The organism is Halorhodospira sp. 9622, from assembly GCF_022228025.1.
Taxonomy (GTDB): Bacteria; Pseudomonadota; Gammaproteobacteria; order Nitrococcales; family Halorhodospiraceae; genus Halorhodospira; species Halorhodospira halophila_A.
In genome coordinates, this window is sequence record NZ_JAJNRE010000010.1 from 1 (window position 1) to 24,775 (window position 24,775).

Below are 24,775 nucleotides of genomic sequence, written 5' to 3' on the forward strand. Positions count from 1 at the left end.
GACGTCGGTCTCGAGATCGGTCATTGCAGGCCTCCTCGGCTCTAAAGATGCATGCAAAGAAATCCATTTAATTGTAGAAAATAGGCGCGCGGGCCGTTCGTGTCAAACACCGCCCCGGCGCCCGTGTGATGTGACGGTGAGGGCGTTTGGGTAGAACGACAGCTGGGCAGGTCCGGCCCGAGTCGTGGGGCACCAAGGGCGTTATAGTGGTGTTTTAATACGGACGGTACAGGTAGGGACGGGATGCGCACGCAACGACTGGACTTCCCCGGCGCTCAGGGGCACACGCTCTCGGCAAGGCTCGACGAGCCGGAGGGGGCGCCGCGGGCCCATGCCCTGTTCGCCCACTGCTTCACCTGCGGCAAGGACATCAAGGCGGCCTCGTGGCTGGCGGGCGCGCTGGCCGAGCAGGGGATCGCGACCCTGCGCTTCGACTTTACTGGGCTCGGTGGCAGTGAGGGGGTGTTCGGCCATGCCGGTTTCCGCTCCGATGTGGCCGACGTGCTCGCGGCGGCGCAATTCATGCGCGATGCCGGGTGGCCGGTGAGGATCCTGGTCGGCCACAGCCTCGGGGGCGCGGCGGCGATCGCCGCGGCCGGCGACATCCCGGAATGCCGGGCCGTGTGCTCGATCGCCGCGCCGTTCGAGGCCGATCATGTGCTCGAGCACCTCGGGGAGAAGCGCGCCCAGATCGAGGCCGCCGGTGAGGCCGAGGTGACGCTCGGGGGGCGCCCGTTCCGGGTCGGGCGATCGTTCATCGAGGAGACCGTCGGGCACGATCAGGCGAGCCGGATCGCGGATCTGCGCCGACCGCTGCTGGTCATGCACGCCCCCCTCGACGAGGTGGTGCCCGTCGATCACGCGCGGCGGATTTTCGAGACCGCGAAGCACCCGAAGAGCTATATCTCTCTTGATGATGCCGACCATCTTCTGACCCGAGCCGCGGACGCCCGGTACGCCGCCACCGTCATCGCCGCCTGGGCGGCGCGCTACATCACCGAGCCCGGATGAGGCCCGGCCAGCGGAGCACCCGTTTCAGGGCTTCGTGACCACGATGAGGAGGAGCTCGCCATGAGCCATGAGGAGGAGGCGCCGCCGCAGCAAGCCAAGGGTGAGGAGGGCTCAGGGGCGGATCGATACCTGATCGATCCCCGCAAGTTCCGCGACCCGGCGTTCACGGCCGATGGCCAGCCCCGCGCCTCGGTCCGCCTGCAGCGCCTGGAGACGCTCTGGTTCTGCACCGGGACCCTGTGCAACCTCGCCTGCCGCAACTGCTACATCGAGTCCTCCCCGCGCAATGATGCCCTGGTCTACCTCAGCGCCAGTGAGGTGGCCGGATACCTGGACGAGATCGCGCGCGAGGGCCTCGGCACCCGGACCATCGCCTTCACCGGCGGGGAGCCGTTCATGAATCCGGACATGATCCCCATCCTGGAGGATACGCTCGGTCGCGGCTACGAGGCGCTGGTGCTGACCAACGCCATGAGGCCGATGATGAAGGTCCATGAGCGCCTGCAGACGATCGGGGAGCGCTACGGGCAGCAGCTGACGGTGCGCGTATCCGTCGATCACTATCGGCAGGATCTGCACGAGGCCGAGCGCGGGCCGAGATCGTGGGAGCCCATGGTCCGCGGTCTGCGGTGGCTCTCGGAGAGCGGCTTCCGGGTGGATGTGGCCGGCCGGCAGACCTCCGGGGAGGCGGAAGCGACCCTGCGCGAGGGCTACCAGGCCCTGTTCGACGCCCATGGGATCACGCTCGATGCCCACGACCCCGAGCGCCTGGTGCTGTTCCCGGAGATGGATGCCAGCCGGGATGTCCCGGAGATCTCGGAGGGCTGCTGGGAGAAGGTCGGGCGTAGTCCCGACGAGATGATGTGCGCGAGCTCCCGCATGGTGATCAAGCGCAAGGGGGCATCGCAGCCGGTGGTGGTGCCGTGCACGCTACTGCCTTACGAGCCGGCCTTCGAGCTCGGCTCCAGCCTGGTGGGGAGCTTCACCGAGGTGCCGCTCAACCATCCCCATTGTGCTCAGTTCTGCGTTCTCGGGGGTGCCAGCTGCAGTGGCTGACGGAGACGCCTCCCAGGCTGCCGGCCAGTCGAAGCGCCGGGGTCGCCTACGGCCCCGGCCCCTCCCCGCCAGGATACGGTCGCTGGCGGCAATCGACCCTATGGATGGGAGACGTACCTCGGGGTGAACCGTGCTCAGCCTTGCTCGCGCGGGGGATGGCGGCACGGCCCGGCTCTATCGGGACAGGTACCGCTTGATATTCCAGGGGTTACGCCGCTCGACCCATCGGGGCAGGAGGAGCAGGATGCCCAAGGCCGCCACGGTGCCCGCGATGAACCAGGCCGGATCGACGCGCACGATGGCGCCCAGGCTGGTGTAGACCAGGGTCATCGGCAGCATGCCCACGCCCGTGGCCAGCAGGAAAGGGCCCAGGCGCATAGCGGTCAGGCCTGCCGCGTAGCTCAGCAAGGCGAAGGAGACGACCGGGATGAGGCGCGAGACCAGGACGGCCAGGAACATCGCGCGGTCTCCGCAGTCCCTGCAAAGCGGGTAGGGGATGGGTCGGCCCAGCCGGGTCGCGCGCAGCCCCTCCCCCAGCCACCGGGCCAGCCCGAAGGCGACGGCCGCGCCTGCCAGCGCGCCGGCTACGGCGATAGCCGCGCCCAGCAGGGGGCCGAAGAGCAGCCCGGAGGCCACGGTTATGGGGATGGTTGGCAACGGGAGCACGACCACGGCGGTCATCATGGCCATGAGGAGCAAGGCGCTCTGCAGCGGCTGTGCCGCCAACTGCTCGGCAAGTCCGGAGGGCTGCCAGCCCACGGCCGCACCGACCTGCCAAGTCCAGCCCCCGAGGATGGCTAGGCCGAGCAGTAGCCCCAGAAGCGCGAGTCCGGTACGCCACGGATCGGATGCCATGGATCGAGTATCGCCCGGGTCGACTCTGCGCGCCATGGCAGATCGCCTTTGGGCGAGGGGCTGAACGGTCCAGCTTGCAGCGCTGCGGGCGGTCGTACGGCCGAGCCGGATCGATGCTAGGCTCGCGGTATGGATCGAGAGACGGCTGCGGGGGATGACCAGGAAAGGGGCGGCCGACCCGAAGCGGGTCTTGGCGGGCCGCGGGGGACCGACTGCTCCATCGTCGTTCCGGTCGGCCCCGGGGATGAGCCGCGTATCGCGGAGCTCGCGTGGCTGACGGAAGCCGCGCTCGAGGCCGAGGTGATCCTGTCGGTGACGGACCTTGGGCGGGTCCCGCCCGGGGCTCCGGGCCGGGTGGTCGAGTCCGGCGCCGGCCGGGCGGTGCAGAGCAATCGCGGCGCCCGGGCGGCGCGCGGCGCCTGGCTCTGGTTCATGCACGTGGACAGCCATCCCGCGGCTGGGGCCCTGGAGCGGGTGCGCGCCTTGATCGGCGGGGGCGATGCGCTGGGCTACGGCTGGCTCCGGTTCCGGGAGGATGGGCCCTGGCCGGTCCATCTCAATGCCGTGGGCGCCAACCTCCGCTCCCGGGTCCTCGGGCTCCCCTACGGGGATCAGGGGCTCCTGCTGCCGCATGAGCGCTTCAGGGCCCTGGGTGGGTTCCGCGAGGACATCGAGCGCGGTGAGGATCTCGACCTGGTCATCCGGGCCCGCCGGGCCGGGCTGCCGTGCCGGCCCATCGGCTGTGTCGTCCACACCAGCGCGCGCCGCTACCGCCAGCGCGGCTGGCTCCGCACCACGGCCGGCCATGCCGCCTCGGCCGCGCGGATCGCCTGGCGCTCCTGGCGCGAGCGACCCTACACCCGATGACGGCGATCGCCCTCTTCGTCAAGACGCCCGGCTGCTCGGCGGTCAAGACGCGCCTGGCCGCTGGCCTGGGCCGCCTGGAGGCCGAGCGGCTCTATCTTCGTTGTGCCGGGGCGGTGGCCGAGGCGGCCCAGAGTGCGGCTCTGGGCCCGGTCTACTGGGCCCTCGCCGAGCCCGTCGCCGTCGCCGGGGGCTTTTGGCCCGGCCTGCCCGCCCTGGCGCAGGGTGAGGGGGAGCTCGGTGAGCGCATGGGTCGGGTCCACGACACCCTGGTCCGCAAGCACGGCCGCGGTATCCTGCTCGGGGCCGATGCGCCGCAGGTCTCGCCGGAGGATCTCGCCCGCGCTGCATCGTGGCTCGAGGCGGAGGACGCCCGTATCGTGATTGGCCCGGCCCGCGACGGCGGGTTCTGGCTGTTCGGGAGCAACCGGACACTACCCGGGCAGCGATGGCGGGCGGTCCCCTACAGCCACCCCCGCACGCTGGCCGTGTTCCGGGAGGTCATGGCGGAGCAGGGGAGCTGGCTGACCCTGCGCCCCCTGACCGATCTCGACGAGGCCGCGGATCTTGTCAGCGTCGCACGCGAGTTGGGTGGACTGGACAGCCCGACCCCCGCGCAGAGCGCTCTCGCCGAGGTGCTTGCGGCCGCGGCGGCATCAGGCCTGGAGCCCTAGGCCGGCCGCCACGCTCGCTGCCACGCACCACAGGAAGACCCATAATCCGGAGACCCGGCCGGGTTTGAAATGCCGATTCAGTTGTGCTCATCTAGGCCCTGTGACGTGCAGCCAGCAAAGGGAGGTCATCGATGTTCGGATGCATGGTGAACGCGCAGCGAAATCACGTCCGTGAGGTCAATCGGCGCACCGACGAGGTTCGTGAGGACGAGGGCGCCGTGGAGGAGCAGCGTGCCGCGGAGCAGGCCGAGGCCCAGCGGGACGAGGCGGCCGGCGAGCCGCGTTCCGCGGGGTAGGCGATCCGCGTGAAGCCCACGGCCGGGCGGCAGCGCGCCGCCCGGCCGTGGGGGTGACAGCTTGTCTGTCCCTAACCCGCCATTGCCCGTCCACGCACCCTGACGCGGGCCATTCTGTGGAGGTCCGGGTGTCTCGCAAATCGCCGCAGCTCTTCCACGACGGGCTCATCGAGCGGGCAACCCCGCCCGAACTCCATGATATGAACCGCTTTCTGGCCGGCGTGCGCGACCGCTCGCTGCTGGATACCTTCCGCCGTCTGGCCTCGGACCGCGAGCCGGAGCACCAGGCCCTGGAGCGCCAGGCTCGCTGGGCATTGATTGCGGTCCCCCTGTTGTTGCTGGGCGTGACCCTGGCTGCCTGGCTGGCGCCACCCGGTGTGCCCCTGCTCGCCTGGGGCGTGTTGGCCCTGGGCGTGCTGGCCGGTGGTCTGATCTTTGCCGCGTGGACCCTGGGCCGGGGGCAGGAGCTGCGTCGGCTGGAGGCAGAGCGTGACGAGCTGGCCGATCGGGCGCAGGATCTGCTCGGGGTGCGCGAGGCGTGTCTCCACAGCCGGCCGTGTCGCATCTACCGCGAACGGGTGGTCGAGCAGGGGCGTCCCCTGCGTCGGCGCGAGGCGGCGCTGTTGGTCGATTACGCCGATCGGCAGAGTGGCGGGGCGCTGACTGCGAGCGCACGCGCCCAGGCCGAGCGGGTGGATGAGCATACGGCCGAGCGCCCCAGTGACCCGCTGGAGGCTTACGGCCGTTTTCGGGAGGCCCTGGAGCAGTGGCAGGAGCGCTACGGGACCCTGTCCGAAGACACCAGCCAACTGGTCGAGCAGCTGCGACAGCAGCTCGAGGTGGACAGCCACCGCGATACCCTCTGGTACCAGCGCCTGCAGGAGCGCAAGGCGGAAAAGGCCGACGGCGAGCATCGGCTTGGTTCTGGCGGCGGCGATCAGGGACCACGGGTGGCGCGGCGCTGATCGCCTCTTGGCCCGGCGTTGCCGGGGTGCCGTACAGGGCGTCTAAAAGGTGCCAAAAATCGAACCCACCGTGATGAGGAAGACCAGCGCGATCAGGGGAACCAGCATCGCCACTACGGCGATGTCTAGGTAGGCCTGGCGGTGGGTCAGTCCGCAGATGGAGAGCAGCGTAATCACCGCGCCGTTGTGGGGCAGGGCGTCGAGCCCTCCGGTGGCCACTGCGGTGACGCGGTGCATCAGCTCCGGTGAGATCCCCGCCGCCTGGCCCATGGCCAGATAGCTGTCACCGAGTGTGGCCAGCGCGATGCTCATTCCGCCGGAGGCGGAGCCGGTCATGCCGGCGAGGACGTTGACGGCGACGGCCAGTGAGATCAGCGGGTTGTCGCCGCCGATGGCGGTCACCCAGCCGCTGATCGTCTCGAAGGCGGCCAGTGAGGCGATGACCGTGCCGAAGCCCACCAGGCTGGCGGTATTGAAGATGGGCAGCAGCGAGGCGTTGGCGCCACTATCGAGGGTGGCGGTCAGTGCCCGTAGCCGGCTGAGGTTGGTGAGGATGAGCACCAGGATGGCGATCACCAGTGCGCCGGTGATCGACCAGACGCCGCGCAGGGCGTCGATGGTGGTCGCCCCGAAGCGGGGCTCGGCCAGGTAGCCGGTCTCCATGGCCGGGATGACCAGGCTGGTGAAGAGCAGGTTCAGGCCGATGACCAGCACGATGGGCAGGATGGCGAGCGCCAGCGGCGGCTGGCGGGCCGGGGTGGCCGAGGGCGGGACCTCGTTCAGGTCGAAGCCCTCGCCGGCCGCCCGCTCGCGCAGCGTGGGGTCGAGCTGCGGGGCAGCGTCGTCGTGTTGTCCGTATCCCTCGCCGGCGGCTCGGGCCTGGCGCACTCGGTGGCTCAGCCACAGCTGCCCGAGGACCAGCATGACGATGCCCGTGAGGATGCCCAGACCCGGGGCAGCGAAGGGTGAGGTGCCGAAGTACGGCATGGGGATGGCGTTCTGGATGGCCGGCGTACCGGGCAGGGCGGTCATGGTGAAGGTGAAGGCGCCCAAGGCGATGGTGCCGGGGATCAGCCGCTTGGGGATCTGCGCCTGGCGAAACAGCGAGGCGGCGATGGGGTAGACGGCGAAGGCCACCACGAACAACGAGACGCCGCCGTAGGTCATGATCGCGCAGGAGAGCACCACCGCAAGGACCGCCCGGGTCTCGCCCAGCCCGCGGATGATGGCGCGCGCCAGCACCTCGGCGCTGCCGGTATCCTCCATGAGCTTGCCGAAGATCGCCCCGAGCAGGAACAGCGGGAAGTACTTCATGATGAAATCGGCCGCTGCCCCCATGAAGACCTGGGTGTAGCTGGCTAGCAGCGGTGTCTCCACCGAGGCGAGGGTGACCAGGGCCGCCAGGGCAGGGGCCAGGATCAGCAGCGTGATGCCGCGGTAGGCGAGATAGATCAGCAGCACCAGCGCGATCAGGATGGCCGCGATTTCGATCATCAGCGGGTGCCCTCGATGCGGGGTTCCTCCTCGGGGTGTACCGGCCGAAAGGCGTCGGCGAAGAGCTCGTCCAGGTCGAAGGTCGAGCGCACGCCCAGGTCATCGAAGTGTTGGTCCAGCCAGGCATCCGCCCAGCCGTAGCCCTGATCACGCAGGCGCGTGAGGAAGGGCCACTCGGCATTGAGCTTGCTTGAGGCACTCAGCGCTTCGACCTCGTGCTCGGCGTGGATCAGGTGCAGGCGCATGGCGCGGTAGCGCTCGAGCTGGAGATCCTCGGCCTCGATCAACTGGTGAAGCAGATGAATCGAGCGCAGCTCCTTGATCAGCGCCGAGTTAAAGGTGATCTCGTTGATCCGGTTGAGCACCTCCCGGGCGGTAGTGGGCAGCTGCTGGCGGGCCATGGGGTTGATCTGCACAACGATCAGGTCCTGGCAGCTCGGGTCATCGACCAGCGGGTAGAGGGCGGGGTTGCCGCTGTAGCCGCCATCCCAGTACGCCTCGCCGTCGATGGTGACGGCGTTAAACATGAAGGGCAGGCAGGCCGAGGCCATCACCGCATCCGCCGACAGGTGCGGCTGGCGGAAGATGTGGGCCCGGCCGGTGCGCACGTGGGTGGCGGTGACGTACACCTTGACCTTGCGGCAGGCGTTGACCTGGTCGAAATCGACCTGAGTGGCGATCAGGTCGCGCAGCGGGTTGATCCCGAAGGGATTGAGCTGGGCCGGGTGGAGGAGCTGGGTGAGGTTTTCAAAGAACAGGTAGCCTGGGGAGTAGTCCAGGCTGTAGTTGCCGAGGAGACGGTCCCAGGGGCTGCGCTGGATCGGTGAGAAACGGGCAGCCTCGCTCACCGACGACCAGAATCGGTGTAGCCCCGCTCGGGCCTGTTCACGGCCGCCGCGCTGCAGCCCGTCGGCGACGACCGCGGCGTTCATGGCTCCGGCGCTGGTCCCGCTGATGCTGTCGATCTCTAGGCGCTCATCTTCGAGGATGCGCTCAAGCACGCCCCAGGTCAGCGCGCCGTGGGCGCCGCCGCCCTGAAGCGCCAGGTCGATGCGTTTCGGGGTCTGCGTGGCCATGGGACCCTCCCTGATCAAGTCCACGGCCTTCAGTATGGACGCTGTGTCGCGCGCTTTCCGCCCGGACGCCCGGGCCCCGGTGCTATTCCCTGCCGCTCTCCGGCGTCTGGGCCCATGATGGCCGGGGCCAATGCTCCCACTGCCGGGTCAGCTGGCGGGCCACCTCCTGGGAGACCGCCTCGAGGAACTGCTGCTGGAAGGCCAGGGCCGACTCCGCCGAGCCGGCCATCAACTCCTGGGCCTCCTGCGGGGTCAGGTCCACTTCGATGGTTACCTTCATGGTCCACCTCCGGTTTGCGGGATGCGGGTGTTCTCAGCCGGCCCCGGGGCGCCGCGGCCGGCGGACGGGCGGCAGCATTGGTACGGGTCCGGGTATCCGCGTAGCCTGGCGGAGGAGCCACTCGGCCGGTCCCATGCGGAACATCCGCAGCCATAGGGGGGCTGCGATCAGCAGGATCCCCCAAAGGCCGAGAACCACCAGCAGTTGAGCCGGGCGGTCGACCTCGCCGTAGAGCCCCAGTCCGTGGCCGTAGAAGATCAGGGTACACAGCAGGGACTGCAGCAGGTAACTGCTCAGGGCCGTTCGCCCAACGGCGGTGATCGGCCCGTGCAGGAAGCCAAGCCAGCCACGCTGGCAGGCCAGGATGATCAGCGCGGCCCAACCGGCGGCGATCAGGGGTACGGCCAACTGGTTAAGCTGGGTGCTGAAGAAGAAGCCGCTGAGCAGCTCCCAGTCGCGCCACTCGCGGTAGGCGATCCCGAGGATGCTCAGCGGCACACCGATCCCCAGGCCGTATCGTGCGATGCGTGCATAGGCCTGCTGGCTCCAGGCGCCGGTCAGGAACCCGCTCCTGTAGGCCGCCATGCCGATCAGCATGCAGCCGAGGGTCAGCCAGCCAAGGCGCGCTGGGGTGCCGATCAGATAGCGGGTGAAGGCTTCGGGCAGGCGCTGCTCCATCTGGGTCAGCCACCCGCCCTGGTAGGCCTCGATGGCCGCGGTGATCTCCTCGTGGACCGACGGCGAAGCAGAGGCCAGCTTGATGAACCCGGCGGTGGGCAGCAGGGTCAGCCCCCAGCCGGCGGCCATGGTCAGGAGTATGGGCAGGGTATAGAGGGTGACGCCCCAGGCCATGAGCGCGCGGGGTGTGCGATCGATGAACAGGAAAGCGAGCAGGCCCATGACGGCGTAGATGAGCAGGATATCGCCCATCCACAGAAGGATCCCATGGGCCAGCCCGATGGCAGCCAGGGCGAGCATGCGCCGGCGGTGGACGATCCACGGGTTGATGCCGGCGGCGCGGTGGCGCTCGGCGAGCAAAACGGTGCCGGCGCCGAACAGGGCGGCGAACAGGGCGATGAACTTGCCTTCAAAGAAGACGTGGCCGACAGCCCAGACGGCGTAATCCCAACCCTCGAAGCCGCCAAGCAGGGTCGGACTCAGCAGCCCGGCCACCGGCATGGCGAAGAGCTGGATGTTGATGACCAGGATGCCCAGCACCGCCGCCCCACGGACGGTGTCGAGACTTTCCAGGCGTTGTCCGGTGCCCATAGGCCCTTGCGGTATGCCCCCCGGTGGTGCATTGGACCGACAGGATAAAGCATCCATTTGTGTTTGAAATCGGCGTGCTGGCACCTTGTCGGGATGGATCCCGTCACCCATGCGGCCAGTGGCGCCCTGCTCAACCGATTGGTGGCGCCGCGATGCTGCGCTGCGCCGCGTTTCTCCTTGCGCGAACGCACCTGGCTTGGCGCTGTTGCGGGTCTGTTCCCGGATGTGGACTGGTTCCTGGGGCTGGTAATCGCCGACTCGCTGGTCTACTACAACCTCCACCGGGGCGAGACCCACTCGCTGCTGATGCTCCCCCTCTGGGCGATCGTGCTGGGCTGGGTGACGGCGCGTCTGTGGCCCGAGCAGCGGGACTGGCGCGATGGTGCGGTTATCTTCGCCCTGGGTATCGGCATCCATATCTTCGGCGACTGGATCACCAACTACGGGACCCAGCTCCTGGCACCCTTTTCGCGGGAGACCTTTGCCTTCCCGGTGACTTTCATCCTGGATCCTTGGGTCACCGGCTCGCTGCTGCTCGGCCTGCTGCTGACCTGGCGCTACGGCGGGCGTTTGTGGGCGGCGGTCGGGCTTGCCGCTGCCGGTGGGGTGATCGCGGTTCAGTCGGTGGCCAAGGTGCACGCGCTCGAATACGCCCGGGATGAGGCGCGGGAACGGGGCATGCACGGGGCCCGGGTGCACGCCATGGCACAGCCGCTGTCGCCGCTGAACTGGCGGTTGTTCATCGAGGGCGACGACGCCTACTGGTCGGCTCACCTCGGGTTCCGGGCGCAGGAGCGACCGGTGGATGAGGACGCCGGCCTGCTGGCTCGGCACTGGCAGACATTTCGGCCGCCGCATGCGCTGGAGTGGGAGCCTCTGCCGCGTTTCGGCGACGGTGGCTGGCGCGAATTCGCCGAGGTGGCCTGGTGGCGCCCGGAATTTGCCGAGTTCCGGCGCTTCGCCGCGCTGCCGTATCTGCGCAAGGTGGTCGATTACGAGGGCGATGCCTGCGCCATTTTTGCCGACCTGCGCTTTCGGATCGCCCAGGTGCCGCCCCCGTTCCAGTACGCCAGCTGCCGGACGCCGGAGGGGGATTGGTATCGGGCCGATGTGGACTACTGGGAGCGGGCGGTGGAGGAGCTCGAGCCGTTGCTGCGCGAGCGGCGGTAACGCCCCGGGGTCAGCTGCGCACCAGGCGCAGGCAGCGGGCGAATGCCGGGACCGAGAGCGAGTCACGCCGGCCGGCCAGCCAACGTGCCTGGAGTGCCGGGGCATCCAGCTCTTCGGCGATCTGCCAGCCGGCGTCTGTGGCCAGCCGGTGCATGGTCTCCGCCGGCAGCAGGCCGCGCAGGGGTTCCTGCTGCGTGTGCAGTGCCAGCGCTACGCCGTGCAAGAGCATGCGCGGACGCCAGGCCACGTTCTCCGAGGGCAGCCAGTAGTCGGCGATCAATTCGCTACCCGGGGCGGCGACCTCCGCCAGGCCCTGAAGCGTGGTGCCGATGGCCGTCCGGGGCAGGTAGTAGGTGCAGCCCAGCCAATTGGCGAAAAGGGGGGTATCGGGATCGATTCCGGCATCCATGAGGCGCTCAGCCAGGCGATCGCGGGCAAAGTCCACCGCTGCGAAGCGCATCCGGTTGGCCACCTCGGCGGGCAGGAGCGAGCGCTTCCACCACTGCGTGGCGGGCTGGTCCACTTCCAGCAGTTGCGCCTGCGCGAGGATATCCGGGCGGCGGAGGGCGGTGGTGTCCAGCCCGGCGCCGAGTAGCACGATCTGCCGGTGACCTTTCTCCAGGGCGGCGTCCAGGGCGTCCTCGGCGAAGCGCGCCCGCGTGACCGTCTGGCCGCGCAGGGCGGCGAGTTCCGGGTGGGCGCTTTCCAGCGCCCGCCACTGCATGGCCAGCAGCGGGGGGGGTGGCTGGACCAGTCGACGGATCCCGCTGCTGAGTAGGGGGAGGACCGCCCGATCGTCGAAGATCGCCGGGGGATCGTCGAGGCGGGTGTGCCAGACGCGCAGTGCGGCGGCGGTCTCCGCGGTTCGGCTGGTGAAGGGGCGCTGTTCCATGGGGTCAGTCGATCACGTCGAGACGCAGTCGGCCTTCGGTCTGCCAGCGCCGTACCAAGGACTCGGCCGGTTCCCGGCGGTCCGGATCCGCGTACCGGCGCAGCGCTTCGGTCAGCGCTAGCGGCACTGCGGTACCGATGGTGCTGCGCCGTCCGCAGGCGTAAATACGGGCATCCCGGTTAAGCATCCAGTCGACGATTGTCGCTCCCGCCTCGCTGATCCGGTCCTGAACGTAGCCGCCGTCATTGGGATCACGGGAGAACGCCAGATCGAGCCGTGTCAGCACCCCCTGTTCGCGCCATTGAAGCAGGCGCTCGGCGTGAAAGAAATCGCCCTGCCGACGCCGATTGCCGAAGATCAGCCAGATCGGACCGCGATCGGCCCGGGCGGCGCGCTCGGCGATGAAGCCGACGAACGGCGCAATGCCGCAGCCGGCGGCAATCAGGATCATCGGTTGCTGCGGGTCATCCGGCGGCTGCAGGTGGCGGTGGGTGCGCAGTGAGGCGGTGATCGTGTCGCCGAGCTGCAGGCGCCTCGCCAGGAGGCTGGATGCCTTGCCCGGGCGGACGTGCCCGTCGGCGTCGGTGCGGCTGGTCACGGCGACGGTAAGCTCAAGGCGGTGCGGGTCGTCGAGGGGGGTGCTGCCGATGGAGTAGGGGCGGGCCGGCTCGCCCTCGCCAGGACGCACGAGCAGGAGATCTCCGGGCCGGTAAGCCAGCGGGGTATCGCTCTCCAGGGTCAGCCCCCATACCTCCTGGGTGATCGGATCCTCGGGATCGTTGAGCTGCCGGCGTTCGCGCAGGGTCAGATGGACGGGTTGATCGCTTGGGATTGGCCCGGTCGCGCCGGCCTCCACGCCAAGCAATTCGGCCACTTCGCCGAGCCAGATTCGCCAGGTGGCCTCGGGTGCGCCGTCGGCGCGGGCCATGGGCAGTACCTCTTCGGCCCCGGCGCGGCGCAGTCCCGCACGCAGGGTTTCTCCGGCGGCGCAGAAGTGTCGGTAGCTGGAGTCCCCCAGGGCAAGCAGGGCGAACCGCGTGCGGGGCAGCTGCGCACGGTCCAGGGCGGCGACGAAGGCCCGCCCTGGGTCTGGCATGTCACCTTCACCGCAGGTCGAGGCGATGAGTAGCGTGTATCGATAGGCCTCAAGCGCCTTGGGGTCCAAGGCCGACAGCGAAGCCTCTTCGATCCGGGCGCCGCCGAGGCGCAGTGCGCGCGCTGTCTCCCGGGCCAGGTGAGCTGCCGTGCCGGTCTGACTGGCGTGGGCGATGAGCAGGTCGGCTCCGGCATCCCCCCGGCGGCGCCCGCCCAGCCGGCGTCGAGTCCAGAGCCAGATGCCCGTGACAAACAGGAATAGCAGCACCAGCGCCGTCAGGAGATTGATCAGTCCCGACCAAGCGCCCGCCCAGGTGCCCTGGTGCAGCTCGGCGATCCACCCCGGGTAGGCGCCGGCCGGGGTGATCCCCTCGGCAGTGACGATCAGCTGCTGCGGCCCGCCATCACCGTCGGTGGTCACCGCCCAGGCCGCCCGCTCGAAGCGTTCCATGGCCTGGATATGGGAGATCTCCGCGGCCTCGAGCTGTTGTAGGACTGGACCAATCGCCAGGCGGCCGGCGTCCCGGTCGATCGGTGGCAGTCGCGGCGTACCCAGTTCCAGGGCCATCATGCCTGCGGTGACGGATACGAGCAGCAGCAGTGGCAGAGTCAGCCAACCAACCCCCGTGTGCCACTGGGTCAGGGTGTGGCGCAGTCGCGGCCAGGCCAGCCACGGTCCGACGATCAGCACCACCAACAGCGCGTAGCTGGCCAGCTCGACCACCCAGTCCAGATCGAGCAGAAGATCCTTGTGCAGGTGGCGCACGGTCTGGAAGAAGGTGGTGGCGTAGTCGCGCTCGCCGAGGGAACTGCGCTGCTCGAGGTCGAAGGCCTCATGCCAGCGCTCACCCGCGCGACTGAATTCGAGCACGGCGGTCCCGCCGCGCTCGAGCCTCAGCGTGCGGATGCGCTGCTGCGGATCCACCTCGGCAAGGAACGCCTGTAGCTCGGACACCGGGATCGGATCCTCCGCCTCGGGCCCCGAGGCCAGATCCCGGACGACGGGTTCAAGCGCCAGCAGACCGCCGCTGACGATGATCACCAGGAACAGGGGCGCAAGGGCGAGGGTGATCCAGCGGTGCAAGCAAAGCAGCAGCCGTCGAAGGCTGGCGGGCATGGTCGGGCTTCCTGCGGGTGGCGTGGGGCTGAGATCCTGCGCCAAGTATGGTGGTCGACCGGTGCGGTGCAAGTTCAGCGCAGGGCCACCCCTTTGACCATGGCGTGTATGGGCACCCCCGGAGCCAGCCCCAGCTCGGCGGAGGAACGCCGGGTGATGCGGGCGAGCAGCGGCTGGCCCGCCACCTCCAGGCGCACCAGAGCGTGGCTCGGGGTGGGGTCATCGGCGATCGCCGTGATGCGCGCCGGGAGACGGTTGAGCAGACTCACCCCGGTCGGTGGCGTGCGGGCAATGCTGACGTCCCTGGCGTGGACACGCACACGGACCGGCTCGCCAATGGCGGCGTCCAGCCGCGGCAGGTACAGCGGTGCATCACCGGCGTCAAGCTCGGTCAGGTGATCGGCGGGGTGGTGCCGGGCGACGGGCAGCTCCAGGACCGCCGATGCGTGCTCGCTCTGGGCCAGCGGCAGATCGGTCTGCGTCAGCAGCGTCTGGAGCGGGCCTTCGGCACGGACCTCGCCGGATTCGAGTAAAACCATGTGGTCGGCCAGGCGAGCGGCCTCGTCGAGGGCATGAGTGACGTAGACAATCGGGATGCGCAGGTGGCGGTGCAGGCGCTCGAAGTAGGGCAGGATCTCGGCCCTGGTGGCGGTGTCCAGCGAGGCCAGGGGTTCGTCCATGAGCAGGAGCCTGGGGGCGGCCAGCAGTGCGCGTCCGATGGCGACCCGTTGGCGCTGACCGCCGGATAGCGAACCCGGGGGGCGTTCGAGCAACCCGGCGAGGCCGAGCAGCTCGGTGATCTCGTCGAGGTCGTCCCGGCGGCCGCCGGCGGGTGTCCGCCGTCGCCCGTAGAGCAGGTTGCCGCGCACGTTCAGGTGGGGGAAGAGGCTCGGTTCCTGAAACACGTAGCCGAGCGGTCTGCGGTGAACCGGCAGGAAACTATGTTCGTCTTGCCAGATGCTGCCGTTGACGACCAGGCGGCCACGCCGTACCCGCTCCAGCCCGGCCAGGCAGCGTAGCAGGGTGGTCTTGCCTGACCCCGAGCGGCCGAACAGGGTGGTCACGCCGGTTCCGGGGAGAACCAGATCGGCCTCGAGGCGGAAATCGCTGCGGTCGACCCGGAATGAGGCTTGGATGCCCATCAGGCGACCCCCACGACCTTGAAGCGGCGGTTAAGGAAGTAGACCGCGAGAAGCAGCGAAAAGGCCATCAAAAGCAGGAACAGCGACAGGCCGTGGGCCGCGGCGTAGTCCATGGCCTCGACGTGGTTGTAGATGGCGATCGAGGCCACCTCCGTCTCCCCGGCAATGCTTCCGCCGATCATCAGCAGAACGCCGAACTCGCCTAGGGTGTGCGCGAAGGCGAGCACCGCGGCGGTCAGGAAACCGTTGCGGGCCAGGGGAATGACCACCGTGAAGAAACGATCCAGTGGCGAGGCCCGCAACGTGGCGGCCACCTCCAGGGGGCGCTCACCCATGGCCTGGAAGGCGTTTTGCATGGGCTGTACCGCGAAGGGCAGGGAGTAGATCATCGAGCCGATCACCATGCCGGTGAAGGTGAAGGCCAGGTGGCCGATGCCAAGCTGCTCCAGCAACCCGCCGAGCCAGCCTTCCGGACCAAGGAAGATCAGCAGGTAGAAGCCGATGACCGTCGGAGGCAGGACCAGGGGCATCGCCACCAGCGCCTCGACGACGACGCGGGCGCGGGAGTCGCTGCGCGCCAGCCACCAGGCCAGGGGCAGACAGAGCAGGAGGAGCAGGCCGGTGCTGATGGAGGCCAGTTTCAGGGTCAGCTGCAGGGCGACCCAGTCGGCGTTGCTGATCCAGAGCATGCTTGTCGATCCGTCCCTAAGCGCCGCGCGGTGGGTTATTCCGGCGGCCGGAAACCGTGCTCTTCGAGGATGGTGCGGGCGCCGTCGCTGTCCATGAAAGCCGCGAAGCGCGCCATCGCCTCGTCCCCGGACCCGTGCCGGGTGATGATGCATCCGTGCCTGAGCGGTGCGTGCAGATCCGGATCGATCGGTGTGTATACCCCCTGCTCGTCGACGCTCGGGTGTGTCGCCAGCGAGAGCGGGATCAGGGCAGCCTGCGCGGCACCGCTCTGGGCCTGTTGCAAGGCGCGGGCGACGCTGTTGCCGGTCACCAGTCGATCCGCCACCGCCTCGTGAATGCCCTCGGCCTGCAGTGCCTCCAGCGCGCGCGCGCCGTAGGGGGCGTGTTCAGGGTGGGCGATGGCGATGCGCCGGAATGCCGATTCCGTTAGCTCTTCCAGCTCCGGGGGTTCGGCCCTGGAGCGGGTCCAGAGGACCAGTTGGCCACTGGCGTAGTGGCGCACCCCGGATGCGGCGTGGCCGGAATCGACGAGTGCTTCCGGGCGCTCCATGTCGGCCGCGAAGAACGCGGCAAAAGGGGCCCCATGGGCGATTTGGGCACGCAGCGACCCGGAGGATCCGTAGGAGACGGCCAATTGATGTTCCGGGTGTTGCTCCTGAAAGCTCGCCACGAGGTCTTCCATGGCGTGACGCAGACTCGATGCAGCGGCGATGCGGGTGGTGTCGGCGATGGCCGCGCAGGCGAAGAGCAGGGCGCTGGCGAGACTGGTCAGTGCCAGGGCCGCCATGCCGCGGCTGCGGGGCGCGCGGTTCCGGGGCGACGGGAGCGGCATGCACACCTCGCTGGTCGGGGTTTTCACGGGAGGTCTAGCAAGGAACGGGCCATATCCCCCGGGGGGGGCGCGGGGGGGGGGGGGGGGGGGGGGGGCCCCCCCCCCCCCCCCCCCCCCCCGGGGGGCGGGGTGCGCTCGTCAGCGGCTGCGGAGGATCTCGCTCAGGGCTTCATCCAGGGTCGGATACTCGAAGGTGAAACCGGCCTCCTGAAGGCGTTGGGGGCGCATGCGGGCGCCGGTGAGCAGGATCCGGGACATCTCGCCGAAGGCCAGACGCAGGGCTGGAGCCGGAGCGGGCAGGAAGGCCGGGCGATGCAGGTGGCGCGCCAGTGTCCGGGTGAATTCGGCGTTGGTCACCGGTTCCGGGGCGCTTGCGTTGAACGGGCCTGCGAGTGCCTCCTGATCGAGCAGAAAGAGGATGATGCGCACCAGATCGGTGCGGTGGATCCACGGCATGTACTGCTTGCCGCTGCCCAACGGCCCACCGAGGCCCAGCCGGAAGGGCGTGAGCAGCTTGGCGAGGGTGCCGCCGTCGCGGTCCAGCACCAGTCCGATCCGCATCAGCGCCACGCGGACGCCATGGGATTCGGCCTGCCGTGCCGCCTCTTCCCAGCGGGCGCAGAGCTCGTGAACGAACTCGGGGTTCGGCGGGGTCTCCTCCGTGACCTCTCGGTCGCCCTGATCGCCGTAATACCCCATCGCGGAAGCGGAGATCAGGGTCTTGGGTGGTGTATCGAGCTGGCCGCACAGATCGACCACAGCCTGGGTGGTGTTCAGTCGGGAGTCGAGCAGGCGCTGCTTCTTGGCCTCGGTCCAGCGTCCCTCGGCAATCGACTCGCCAGCGAGGTTGATGATCGCCTCGGGCTGGCTGTCGAGGAAATCGGCCACGTTCGGGCGGATGTCGGTCCGTGCTGGCAGGGCAGCGCGTGCGCGCTCCGGGTTGCGCGAGACGACCAGCAGCTCGTGGCCGCGCTCGTGGAGGCGAGCGCACAACGGCTTGCCGACGAAGCCGCTGCCGCCGGTGATCAGAATTCGCATGACACCCTCCCGTGTGGAAATTCCTGCGTATAGTATTGTCCAGCCTACCGCGACGGTGGAGGCAGGCAAGCCCGGTGGTGCGGTGTTGCAGGCGGTGGCTGCCCCGCGCCAGTGCGTGTGCGGTAAAATGCCGCAGGCTGGTTCAGGGCCGCGCCTTGCATTCCACGCCGCAACCTTTACGTTATGCCGTAACCGGCGATACCGTTGCATGAATGGATTAAGTAGCAACAGGGGGTCTACATGACGAACGAGGCACCGGATGATCTGGATCGTGGGCGACGGCGGTTCCTGACCGGCGCGGCGAGCGTGGTCGGTGGCGTCGGCGTGGTCTTCGCCGCGGTCCCGTTCATCGGCTTTCTCCGCCCCAGCGTGGAGGCGCAGGCGGAGGGTGCGCCCATCGAGGTCGATGTGAGCAAGCTCGAGCCCGGGCAGCGCTTGGAGTTTGAGTGGAAGGGCAGCCCGATCTGGGTGGTCAGCCGTACTCAGGAGCACCTTGAGACGCTGGATAAAATGGTGGACCGCCTGCGCGACCCGGACTCCGAGCGGGATCAGCAGCCGGATTACGCCCGGAACAAGCACCGGTCCGTGGACCCCGAGGTCTTTGTCGTGGTGCCGATCTGCACCCACCTGGGCTGCATCCCCACGTACTACCCCGAGATCGAGCCGATGGACTTCGACGCCGACTGGCTCGGCGGGTTTTTCTGCCCCTGCCACGGCGCGCGCTACGATATGGCTGGCCGGGTGTATCGGGCGCAGCCTGCGCCGAGGAACCTGGAGGTGCCGCCGCACCGGCAGGATGGTGACAAGCTGGTCATTGGCGAGCATCCCGAGGACGCCGACGCGTAGCTCGGTTCTGGCGCGGCGCGCGCTCTTCCGGCTTCGCAGCCGTCCAGGACTGTATAAAAAAACCCGCCCCCGAAGCTCGGGGGCGGGTTTTTTCATGGGTGCGGTATCGGGTGGGGCACCGGCGCCCGGTGCCCCACAGCCCTAATCGTCCGTGGGGTCGTGGTGGACGCGGTCGCTGGCGGTTGGTGCCGTCGGAGTAGCGCCGGCGGCATGGTTGGGGGACGTTGCCCCCGCGCGCGCAAGGCGCAGGGGCGGGGCCTGCCCCTGGTGGTCCTCCCCGAAGTAGAGGGTCCGGTGCGGGAAGGGGATCTCGATGCCGGCGGCATCCAGGCGCTTCTTGACCAGCCCGTTGTAGGCCCGGCCGATGGCCCATTGCATCCCCGGTGCCGTCTTGATGCGCACCCGGATATTGACCGAGCTGTCGCCCAGCGAGACCACCCCGTCTACCGCGAAGTCGCCGTAGAGGGCATTGCGGATGTCGGGATCCGGATGCTGTTTGAGGTCTTCGTAGGCGGCCTCGAGCACCGGGGTGACCTGGTCGACATCCTCTCGGTAGGCCACCCCATAGCTGCCGACGTGGTAGGCGAAGTGGCGGGTGAAGTTCGAGACGCTGTCCACTGAAGAGAACGGGATGAAGTGGTAGGTCCCGAACAGGTCGCGGATGTTCACCGAGCGAATGGTGAGCTTCTCCACCGTGCCTGTGACCCCGCCGGCGGTGACGATATCGCCGACGTCGATGGCGTTCTCGAGCTGGATGAACACGCCGGTGATGATGTCCTGAACCAGCTTCTGCGCGCCAAAGCCGATGGCGAGGCCGAGGACACCGGCACCGGCGATCAGCGGGCCGATGTTAATCCCGATCTCGGCGAGGACGATCATCGTCGTCATGGTGACCAGGACGATGGCGATGGCGTTGCGGAACAGGGTGAGCAGCGTCTGCTCCCGCGCCGAGGGGGTGCCGTGGCCCACGTCCGGATTCAGGCGGTGCTCGATGAAGCTGGCCGCCAGCAGCCAGACCGCCGTGGCGGCGAGCAGGACCAGGGTAACCGAGAGGATCACCCCGAGGGTCTGCAGGCCGCCCTCGGAAGCGAGCCAGCCGGTGAAGTCGAACAGCTGCCAGGCATCGAGCACGGTGGCGATGACCACGATCAGGATGGCGGTCCGTGCGATTTTCAGCACGATGGGCAGGTAGCTATTCAGGCGCTGCTCGAGCAGTGGGAAGTGGCGCCGGTTGCGTTCGCTAAGCCGGATACGCCGGGCCGTGGCCTGGGTCAGGACAATGGCCAGGAAGGCCCCGATGCCGATGGCCAGTGCCGTCTGCAGGGTCGCCTGGGCCATGAAGGCCAGAGCGGCATCCGGCTGGGTGATGGTGACTACGGCGAGCGCGCCGAAGTAAAGGATTACGACCCAGTGCCAGACCCAGGCCAGCGACGAGAGGATGGTCCGGGTGAACAGCACCCTGGACTCGGCGGCGCTGGCCTGGAGCCGCTCGCGCACGTCGTGCCGGTTGCGCAGGGCGATCACCACCGCATAGCCGAAGGCGAGCACCATGACAAGGAGCACCGCCAGCTGTCCCAGCCCCTCGGCAACGGCCATGGTGACGAAGGGACCGATGAACAGCAGGCCGTAACCGATCAGTCCGGACATGCGGGCCAGCCGCTTGCCCCAGTAGGTGGCGTGCTCATCGTCGGTGGCGATCAGCCGCAGGTGGGGGTTGCGCGGTGCGAACAGAATGCGCAGCAGGGCCTTGAAGCCCTCGACCATCAGGAACGCATTCAGGAACAGGGATTCCCGCGCCTCGATGCCGCCCACCTCGCCGACCAGCGAGAGGGCGATGGCGTACCCGGCGATCCAGGCCAGGAAGATGGTCGCCAGGTCGGCCGCGGCGGCGCCGAGCACGCCGACGGTGCGCCGCACCGTGCGCAGGCGCGCGTCGCCGCGCTGGGCCCAGCCCTCGGCGCGGTTGAACACGGGGCGTGCCAGGGGGCGCAGCACGAGGAGCAGGCCGATGGTGACGACAATGATCAGGCCCAGGTCGGCCAGTTCCAGGGCCAGCGCCCAGAGCCGCGGGCCGATGGCCTCGCCCTCGATATCCCGGAACAGTTCCCCGATCTCGCGAAGCTCCTGCCCGATGGTCTGAGCGGCCCCCTGAGTGAGCTCGGCAACGCTGCGTGCCGGAGACTCTGCCGGGGTCTCGGCCAGAAGGCGAGCGGGGAGTAGGGTGGCGAGGGCGCCGATCAGCCAGGCAAGCGGGGTTCGTGTGGACACGCGGGATCTCCTTTTCCGGATGGATGCCGTCAAGCGTAACGGTTGAGCCGTGGCGGTGGCCATGTCCCTGGCCTTCAGGCGGGGGCGCCGATCGATTAAACTTGATCTGGAGTCCGAAAGGGAGGAGACCACCGTGAACTGGCTCAGAGTGGTGCCCTGGGCGTTGCGGGCGGCGCGCCTGGCGCGCAGTGCGGAGCAGGTCCGGCGTGAGCGTGGCGGTCGCCGGGTCAGTGGCTACGATACCGGTAAGGCTGCCGGGCGGGCGCTGCGCCGCGTTTTGAAGTAGTCGGGCCCGTCCCCGTTGGATCAGGCGCCGAGCTGACGGCGCAGGATCTTCCCGCTGGGTGTCTTGGGCAGCTCGTCGACGAAGTGGATCTCGCGTGGTGCGACTGCGGCACCGAGGCGTTGTCTTGCGTGGGCGATCAGATCCCGCTGCAGCTGTTCCGGGGCCTCCGGCGGGCGGCGCGGGACGACCCAGGCCGCGACCAGGGCGCCGGCCACCGCATCGGGGACACCACTGACCCCGCATTCGGCCACCTCCGGGTGGTGATTCAGAACGGCCTCGACCTCCGCCGGTCCGACCATGTGACCCGCGGTCTTGATCACGTCGTCGGCGCGGCCGATGAAACGCAGCTCGCCTTGCTCGTCCCACTGGGCGAGATCGCCGGAGCGGTACCAGTTGTCGACGAAGGCATCGCGGTAACGCTCCGGCGCACCGAGATAGGCGCGGAACATCGACGGCCAGCCCCGACGGATGAGGATCTCGCCGGTGGCGCCCGGCTCCGTAACGGGGTTCACCGTCTTACCTTCCACGTTGGCCAGGATCAGTTCGACGCCGGGGACGGGGCGGCCCATGCGGCCGGAGCGCACCGGCGCATTGCCGTACTGGGCCGTCATGATCGCGCCGGTCTCGGACTGCCACCAGGCGTCGCGGGTGGGGAGGCCGAGGCGTTCCTCGGTCCACTCCGTCAGTGCTGGATCGAGCGGTTCGCCGGTGCTGAAGATCCGCTCCAGGCGTGACAGATCATGCCCGGCCAGTGCCTCGGGGCCGGCCCGGCGCAGCATGCGCAGCGCCGTAGGCGCCGTGAACCAGCACTCAATGCCCTCTGCGGCGAGGGTTCCGTACCAACGCCTGGCGTCGAACTCGCCCTCATCCACCACCAGGGTTGCTCCGCAGAGCAGCGGTGCCAGGATGCCGTAGGAGACGCCGGTGACCCACCCCGGGTCGGCGGTGCACCAGTAGCGCTGCCCGGGGGCAAGGCCGAGGACCTCGCGCCCTGTGGCCAGATGCGCCGCTGCCGCCCGGTGGACGTGGAGCACGCCTTTGGGCGGACCGGTGGTGCCGCTGGTGAAGTGGAGCAGCGCCGGGTACTCGGCGCCCGTCGCGATGGGCTGCGGCGCAGCGTCATCGGCGCAGAAAGTCTGCCAGGACTCGGCGCCGGGGGCATCGCCGTCGACGAGTACAATGTGTTCCAGGGCCGGCAGTGCGCCGCGCACCGGGGCGATGCGCTCCTCGAAGAGCTGCCGGGTGGTGACCACGACACGCGCTTCGCCGAGCTCGAGGCGGCGGCGGATGGGGTCGGGACCGTAGACCGAGAACAAAGGCGCGTAGACCGCCCCGTGGCGAAGCGTGCCGAGCGCGGCCAGATAGAGTTCGGGGCGGCGGGGCCCGAGGGTGCAGACCCGCTCGGCAAGGCGCACGCCGCGACGCTCCAGCGCCCGGGCGAAGCGCAGGGCGCCGTCGAGCAGGTCTACGTAGTTGTAGACCCGCCGCTCGCCCTCAGCGCCGCGCCAGATCAGAGCTTCCTGATCGCCGCGGCCGGCGGTGATATTCCGCTCCAGGCACTGGTACGCCAGGTTCAGGCCGCCGTCATCCTGGGCGCCCAGCCACTCCCGTTCTACGCTCTCCCAAGAGAATGAGGCCCCTTCTGCGCCCATCGGCGGTCCATTATCCCGACTGTTGACCATCCCGCTATCCTGAGTCCGCCTTCTGTTGCAGCGCAAGGGGGCGGGGCGGCCTTTGTGTCGCTCAGGCCGCGAAGCGGTGGCGTTCAGGGGAGGTGGTACTCCCGCGACGCCCCCGTTCTTAGGTACCCTATGCAGATTGCCTGCAACCGTTTATGACAGAGGAGTCATCCATGGCGGATAACCGTCGCAGCCGAGTGATCACCCAGGGTGTGGCCCGAACCCCGAACCGCGCGATGTTGCGGGCCGTCGGCTTCCGGGATGAGGACTTCGAGAAGCCGATCATCGGGGTCGGCAACGCACACAGCACGATCACCCCCTGCAACGTCGGGATCGGCGCCATGGCGCGGCGCGCCGAGGAGGCGCTGCGCGAGGTGGGGGCGATGCCGATGAAATTCGGCACCATCACGGTCTCCGACGGCATCACCATGGGCACCGAGGGTATGAAGTACTCCCTCGTCTCCCGCGAGGTGATCGCCGACTCCATCGAGACGGTCGGGGGCGGCCAGCAGATGGACGGGATGCTGGCCACCGGTGGCTGCGACAAGAACATGCCGGGCGCCATGATCGCCCTGGCCCGGCTCGATATCCCCGGCATCTTCGTCTACGGCGGCACCATCAAGCCCGGCCACTACAAGGGCGAGGACCTGACCGTGGTCAGCGCCTTCGAGGCAGTAGGGCAGTACAACGCTAGCAATCTCTCCGAGGAGGATCTCAGGGGCGTGGAGGAGAACGCCTGCCCCGGAGCCGGCTCCTGTGGCGGCATGTTCACGGCGAATACCATGTCCAGCGCCTTCGAGGCCATGGGCATGAGCCTGATGGGTTCCTCGACCGTCTCCGCGGAAGATGACGAGGCCCGGGATGTGGCCGCCGAGGCGGCGCGGGTGCTCATGGACGCGGTCCACCACGATCGGCGGCCATCCTCCATCCTGACACGAGAGGCGTTCGAGAACGCGTTCGCCGTGGTCATGGCCCTAGGCGGGTCGACCAATGCCGTGCTCCATCTGCTGGCCATCGCCAATACCGCCGAGGTCCCGTTCGACCTCGACGATGTCGAGCGGATTCGCCGCAAGGTGCCAGTGCTCTGCGATCTCAAGCCTTCCGGTCGTTTCGTGACCAGCCAGTTCCACGAGGTGGGAGGTACGCCGCAGGTGATGCGCATCCTGCTCGAGCAGGGGCTGCTCCACGGCGGTTGCAGGACCATAACCGGGCAGACCATCGAGGAGCTGATCGGCCACCTGCCGCCGGAACCGCCGGCGGATCAGGAGATCATCATGCCCTTCGATCGGCCGCTTTACCCGGAGGGCCACTTGGCGATCCTGCGCGGCAACCTGGCCGAGGAGGGGGCTGTGGCCAAGGTCAGCGGCATCAAGCAGCGCCGCATCAGCGGCCCGGCCCGGGTGTTCGACTCCGAGGAGGAGTGTCTGGAGGCGATCCTGGCCGACCGTGTGCAGGCCGGTGATGTGGTCATCGTCCGCTACGAGGGGCCCAAGGGCGGTCCGGGCATGCGCGAGATGCTGGCGCCCACCTCGGCGATCATCGGCAAGGGCCTCGGCGACGCCGTGGGCCTCATCACCGACGGCCGCTTCTCCGGCGGTACCTACGGGATGGTGGTCGGTCACGTGGCGCCGGAGGCCTACGACGGCGGTACCATTGCGCTCGTCGCCGAGGGCGACACCGTGACCATCGATGCCGACCGCAATCTGTTGCAGGTGGAGGTGGACGAAGCCGAACTGGAGCGCCGCCGCAGCCAGTGGCAGGTGCCCCGGCCGCGCTACCGCCGCGGGGTGCTGGGCAAGTACGCGCGCCTGGCGGCCTCGGCCAGTCGCGGCGCAGTGACCGACGCCGATCTCTTCCCCGATCAGGACTAGGCGGGACGA

At 68.9% G+C, this 24,775-nt stretch carries 23 protein-coding genes; 10 read left to right on the forward strand and 13 right to left on the reverse strand.

All coding sequences use genetic code 11. The features are described from left to right. Positions 1-243 precede the first annotated feature (243 nt). Complete coding sequence (locus LRG07_RS07250; RefSeq protein WP_238642057.1) at positions 244-1,011, forward strand: S9 family peptidase; 768 nt, start codon at positions 244-246, stop codon at positions 1,009-1,011. A gap of 60 nt (positions 1,012-1,071) precedes the next feature. Continuing rightward, on the forward strand, positions 1,072-2,067 hold the full coding sequence (locus tag LRG07_RS07255; protein WP_238642058.1) for a radical SAM protein: 996 nt from the start codon (positions 1,072-1,074) through the stop codon (positions 2,065-2,067). A gap of 174 nt (positions 2,068-2,241) precedes the next feature. Here the strand turns inward: LRG07_RS07255 and LRG07_RS07260 are convergent, their stop codons facing one another. Continuing rightward, the gene (locus tag LRG07_RS07260; protein ID WP_238642059.1) at positions 2,242-2,958 is read right to left on the reverse strand and encodes a TVP38/TMEM64 family protein; all 717 of its coding nucleotides are present in this window, start codon (positions 2,956-2,958) and stop codon (positions 2,242-2,244) included. A 93-nt stretch (positions 2,959-3,051) separates the two neighbouring features. Between LRG07_RS07260 and LRG07_RS07265 the strand changes: the two genes are divergently transcribed. The 4 genes from LRG07_RS07265 (at position 3,052) to LRG07_RS07280 (ending at position 5,721) form a co-directional block, all read left to right on the forward strand. Beyond that, positions 3,052-3,789 carry a hypothetical protein gene (locus LRG07_RS07265; protein ID WP_238642060.1) on the forward strand — a complete coding sequence of 246 codons (738 nt, stop codon included), beginning with the start codon at positions 3,052-3,054 and terminating at the stop codon, positions 3,787-3,789. Beyond that, complete coding sequence (locus LRG07_RS07270; protein WP_201167876.1) at positions 3,786-4,460, forward strand: DUF2064 domain-containing protein; 675 nt, start codon at positions 3,786-3,788, stop codon at positions 4,458-4,460. Before LRG07_RS07265 ends, LRG07_RS07270 begins: the two co-directional genes overlap by 4 nt. Positions 4,461-4,591: 131 nt before the next feature. Then, positions 4,592-4,756 (forward strand): hypothetical protein, encoded by a 165-nt coding sequence (locus LRG07_RS07275; protein WP_201243040.1) that lies wholly within the window; start codon positions 4,592-4,594, stop codon positions 4,754-4,756. A 128-nt stretch (positions 4,757-4,884) separates the two neighbouring features. After that, entirely contained in the window at positions 4,885-5,721 is an 837-nt protein-coding gene (locus LRG07_RS07280; RefSeq protein WP_201243041.1) for a hypothetical protein, read from the forward strand. Positions 5,722-5,763: 42 nt separating this feature from the next. Here LRG07_RS07280 and LRG07_RS07285 read toward each other — a convergent pair whose 3' ends face one another. The 4 genes from LRG07_RS07285 to LRG07_RS07300 all read right to left on the reverse strand — a co-directional run bounded on the left by LRG07_RS07285 (position 5,764) and on the right by LRG07_RS07300 (position 9,840). Further along, positions 5,764-7,215: a GntP family permease gene (locus LRG07_RS07285; RefSeq protein WP_201243042.1), complete on the reverse strand. Its 1,452-nt coding sequence runs from the start codon at positions 7,213-7,215 to the stop codon at positions 5,764-5,766. After that, on the reverse strand, positions 7,215-8,291 hold the full coding sequence (locus LRG07_RS07290) for a patatin-like phospholipase family protein (protein ID WP_201167871.1): 1,077 nt from the start codon (positions 8,289-8,291) through the stop codon (positions 7,215-7,217). The genes LRG07_RS07285 and LRG07_RS07290 overlap by 1 nt, the downstream gene beginning before the upstream one ends. 82 nt (positions 8,292-8,373) lie before the next feature. After that, positions 8,374-8,571, reverse strand: coding sequence for a hypothetical protein (locus tag LRG07_RS07295; RefSeq protein WP_238642061.1), 198 nt, complete (start codon positions 8,569-8,571; stop codon positions 8,374-8,376). 33 nt (positions 8,572-8,604) lie between these two features. Continuing rightward, the gene (locus LRG07_RS07300) at positions 8,605-9,840 is read right to left on the reverse strand and encodes a DUF418 domain-containing protein (protein WP_201167867.1); all 1,236 of its coding nucleotides are present in this window, start codon (positions 9,838-9,840) and stop codon (positions 8,605-8,607) included. A 93-nt stretch (positions 9,841-9,933) separates the two neighbouring features. On the opposite strand from LRG07_RS07300, the gene LRG07_RS07305 reads away from it, so the two are divergent. Then, a complete protein-coding gene (locus tag LRG07_RS07305; protein WP_201167865.1) occupies positions 9,934-11,010 on the forward strand; it encodes a metal-dependent hydrolase in 1,077 nt (358 codons plus the stop codon). Positions 11,011-11,020: 10 nt separating this feature from the next. On the opposite strand, the gene LRG07_RS07310 is transcribed toward LRG07_RS07305, so the two are convergent. From LRG07_RS07310 to LRG07_RS07335, 6 genes are all read right to left on the reverse strand, one after another. Further along, positions 11,021-11,902, reverse strand: coding sequence for a class I SAM-dependent methyltransferase (locus tag LRG07_RS07310; protein WP_201167862.1), 882 nt, complete (start codon positions 11,900-11,902; stop codon positions 11,021-11,023). A gap of 4 nt (positions 11,903-11,906) precedes the next feature. After that, positions 11,907-14,114: a sulfite reductase flavoprotein subunit alpha gene (locus LRG07_RS07315; protein ID WP_238642062.1), complete on the reverse strand. Its 2,208-nt coding sequence runs from the start codon at positions 14,112-14,114 to the stop codon at positions 11,907-11,909. A 74-nt stretch (positions 14,115-14,188) separates the two neighbouring features. Next, entirely contained in the window at positions 14,189-15,256 is a 1,068-nt protein-coding gene (gene modC / locus LRG07_RS07320) for a molybdenum ABC transporter ATP-binding protein (protein WP_201167856.1), read from the reverse strand. Continuing rightward, positions 15,256-15,945, reverse strand: coding sequence for a molybdate ABC transporter permease subunit (gene modB / locus LRG07_RS07325; protein ID WP_201167853.1), 690 nt, complete (start codon positions 15,943-15,945; stop codon positions 15,256-15,258). The genes modC and modB overlap by 1 nt, the downstream gene beginning before the upstream one ends. 35 nt (positions 15,946-15,980) lie before the next feature. Beyond that, positions 15,981-16,733: a molybdate ABC transporter substrate-binding protein gene (modA, locus tag LRG07_RS07330; RefSeq protein ID WP_238642063.1), complete on the reverse strand. Its 753-nt coding sequence runs from the start codon at positions 16,731-16,733 to the stop codon at positions 15,981-15,983. 183 nt (positions 16,734-16,916) lie between these two features. Then, entirely contained in the window at positions 16,917-17,816 is a 900-nt protein-coding gene (locus tag LRG07_RS07335; RefSeq protein WP_238642064.1) for a TIGR01777 family oxidoreductase, read from the reverse strand. Positions 17,817-18,056: 240 nt separating this feature from the next. Between LRG07_RS07335 and petA the strand changes: the two genes are divergently transcribed. Then, entirely contained in the window at positions 18,057-18,662 is a 606-nt protein-coding gene (gene petA / locus LRG07_RS07340; RefSeq protein WP_201167844.1) for a ubiquinol-cytochrome c reductase iron-sulfur subunit, read from the forward strand. A 141-nt stretch (positions 18,663-18,803) separates the two neighbouring features. Here petA and LRG07_RS07345 read toward each other — a convergent pair whose 3' ends face one another. Next, positions 18,804-20,930, reverse strand: a complete 2,127-nt coding sequence (locus LRG07_RS07345) for a mechanosensitive ion channel domain-containing protein (RefSeq protein WP_238642065.1) — start codon at positions 20,928-20,930, stop codon at positions 18,804-18,806. A gap of 133 nt (positions 20,931-21,063) precedes the next feature. On the opposite strand from LRG07_RS07345, the gene LRG07_RS07350 reads away from it, so the two are divergent. Next, entirely contained in the window at positions 21,064-21,216 is a 153-nt protein-coding gene (locus tag LRG07_RS07350) for a hypothetical protein (protein ID WP_201167838.1), read from the forward strand. Positions 21,217-21,236: 20 nt separating this feature from the next. Here LRG07_RS07350 and LRG07_RS07355 read toward each other — a convergent pair whose 3' ends face one another. Further along, positions 21,237-22,868 (reverse strand): AMP-binding protein, encoded by a 1,632-nt coding sequence (locus LRG07_RS07355; protein ID WP_238635343.1) that lies wholly within the window; start codon positions 22,866-22,868, stop codon positions 21,237-21,239. A 200-nt stretch (positions 22,869-23,068) separates the two neighbouring features. Between LRG07_RS07355 and ilvD the strand changes: the two genes are divergently transcribed. Next, on the forward strand, positions 23,069-24,766 hold the full coding sequence (gene ilvD / locus LRG07_RS07360; protein ID WP_238642066.1) for a dihydroxy-acid dehydratase: 1,698 nt from the start codon (positions 23,069-23,071) through the stop codon (positions 24,764-24,766). The last annotated feature ends 9 nt before the right edge of the window (positions 24,767-24,775 follow it).

Excerpts from the sequence above, each read along its gene's own strand:
- LRG07_RS07290 (WP_201167871.1), bottom strand. The coding sequence starts at position 8,291 with ATGGCCACGCAGACCCCGAAACGCATCGACCTGGCGCTTCAGGGCGGC.
- LRG07_RS07250 (WP_238642057.1), top strand. The coding sequence starts at position 244 with ATGCGCACGCAACGACTGGACTTCCCCGGCGCTCAGGGGCACACGCTC.
- LRG07_RS07265 (WP_238642060.1), top strand. The coding sequence starts at position 3,052 with ATGGATCGAGAGACGGCTGCGGGGGATGACCAGGAAAGGGGCGGCCGA.
- ilvD (WP_238642066.1), top strand. The coding sequence starts at position 23,069 with ATGGCGGATAACCGTCGCAGCCGAGTGATCACCCAGGGTGTGGCCCGA.
- modA (WP_238642063.1), bottom strand. The coding sequence starts at position 16,733 with ATGGCGGCCCTGGCACTGACCAGTCTCGCCAGCGCCCTGCTCTTCGCC.
- LRG07_RS07255 (WP_238642058.1), top strand. The coding sequence starts at position 1,072 with ATGAGCCATGAGGAGGAGGCGCCGCCGCAGCAAGCCAAGGGTGAGGAG.
- LRG07_RS07260 (WP_238642059.1), bottom strand. The coding sequence starts at position 2,958 with ATGGCGCGCAGAGTCGACCCGGGCGATACTCGATCCATGGCATCCGAT.
- LRG07_RS07355 (WP_238635343.1), bottom strand. The coding sequence starts at position 22,868 with ATGGGCGCAGAAGGGGCCTCATTCTCTTGGGAGAGCGTAGAACGGGAG.
- petA (WP_201167844.1), top strand. The coding sequence starts at position 18,057 with ATGACGAACGAGGCACCGGATGATCTGGATCGTGGGCGACGGCGGTTC.
- LRG07_RS07275 (WP_201243040.1), top strand. The coding sequence starts at position 4,592 with ATGTTCGGATGCATGGTGAACGCGCAGCGAAATCACGTCCGTGAGGTC.
- modC (WP_201167856.1), bottom strand. The coding sequence starts at position 15,256 with ATGGGCATCCAAGCCTCATTCCGGGTCGACCGCAGCGATTTCCGCCTC.
- LRG07_RS07305 (WP_201167865.1), top strand. The coding sequence starts at position 9,934 with ATGGATCCCGTCACCCATGCGGCCAGTGGCGCCCTGCTCAACCGATTG.
- LRG07_RS07310 (WP_201167862.1), bottom strand. The coding sequence starts at position 11,902 with ATGGAACAGCGCCCCTTCACCAGCCGAACCGCGGAGACCGCCGCCGCA.
- LRG07_RS07315 (WP_238642062.1), bottom strand. The coding sequence starts at position 14,114 with ATGCCCGCCAGCCTTCGACGGCTGCTGCTTTGCTTGCACCGCTGGATC.
- LRG07_RS07300 (WP_201167867.1), bottom strand. The coding sequence starts at position 9,840 with ATGGGCACCGGACAACGCCTGGAAAGTCTCGACACCGTCCGTGGGGCG.
- modB (WP_201167853.1), bottom strand. The coding sequence starts at position 15,945 with ATGCTCTGGATCAGCAACGCCGACTGGGTCGCCCTGCAGCTGACCCTG.
- LRG07_RS07335 (WP_238642064.1), bottom strand. The coding sequence starts at position 17,816 with ATGCGAATTCTGATCACCGGCGGCAGCGGCTTCGTCGGCAAGCCGTTG.
- LRG07_RS07285 (WP_201243042.1), bottom strand. The coding sequence starts at position 7,215 with ATGATCGAAATCGCGGCCATCCTGATCGCGCTGGTGCTGCTGATCTAT.
- LRG07_RS07270 (WP_201167876.1), top strand. The coding sequence starts at position 3,786 with ATGACGGCGATCGCCCTCTTCGTCAAGACGCCCGGCTGCTCGGCGGTC.
- LRG07_RS07295 (WP_238642061.1), bottom strand. The coding sequence starts at position 8,571 with ATGAAGGTAACCATCGAAGTGGACCTGACCCCGCAGGAGGCCCAGGAG.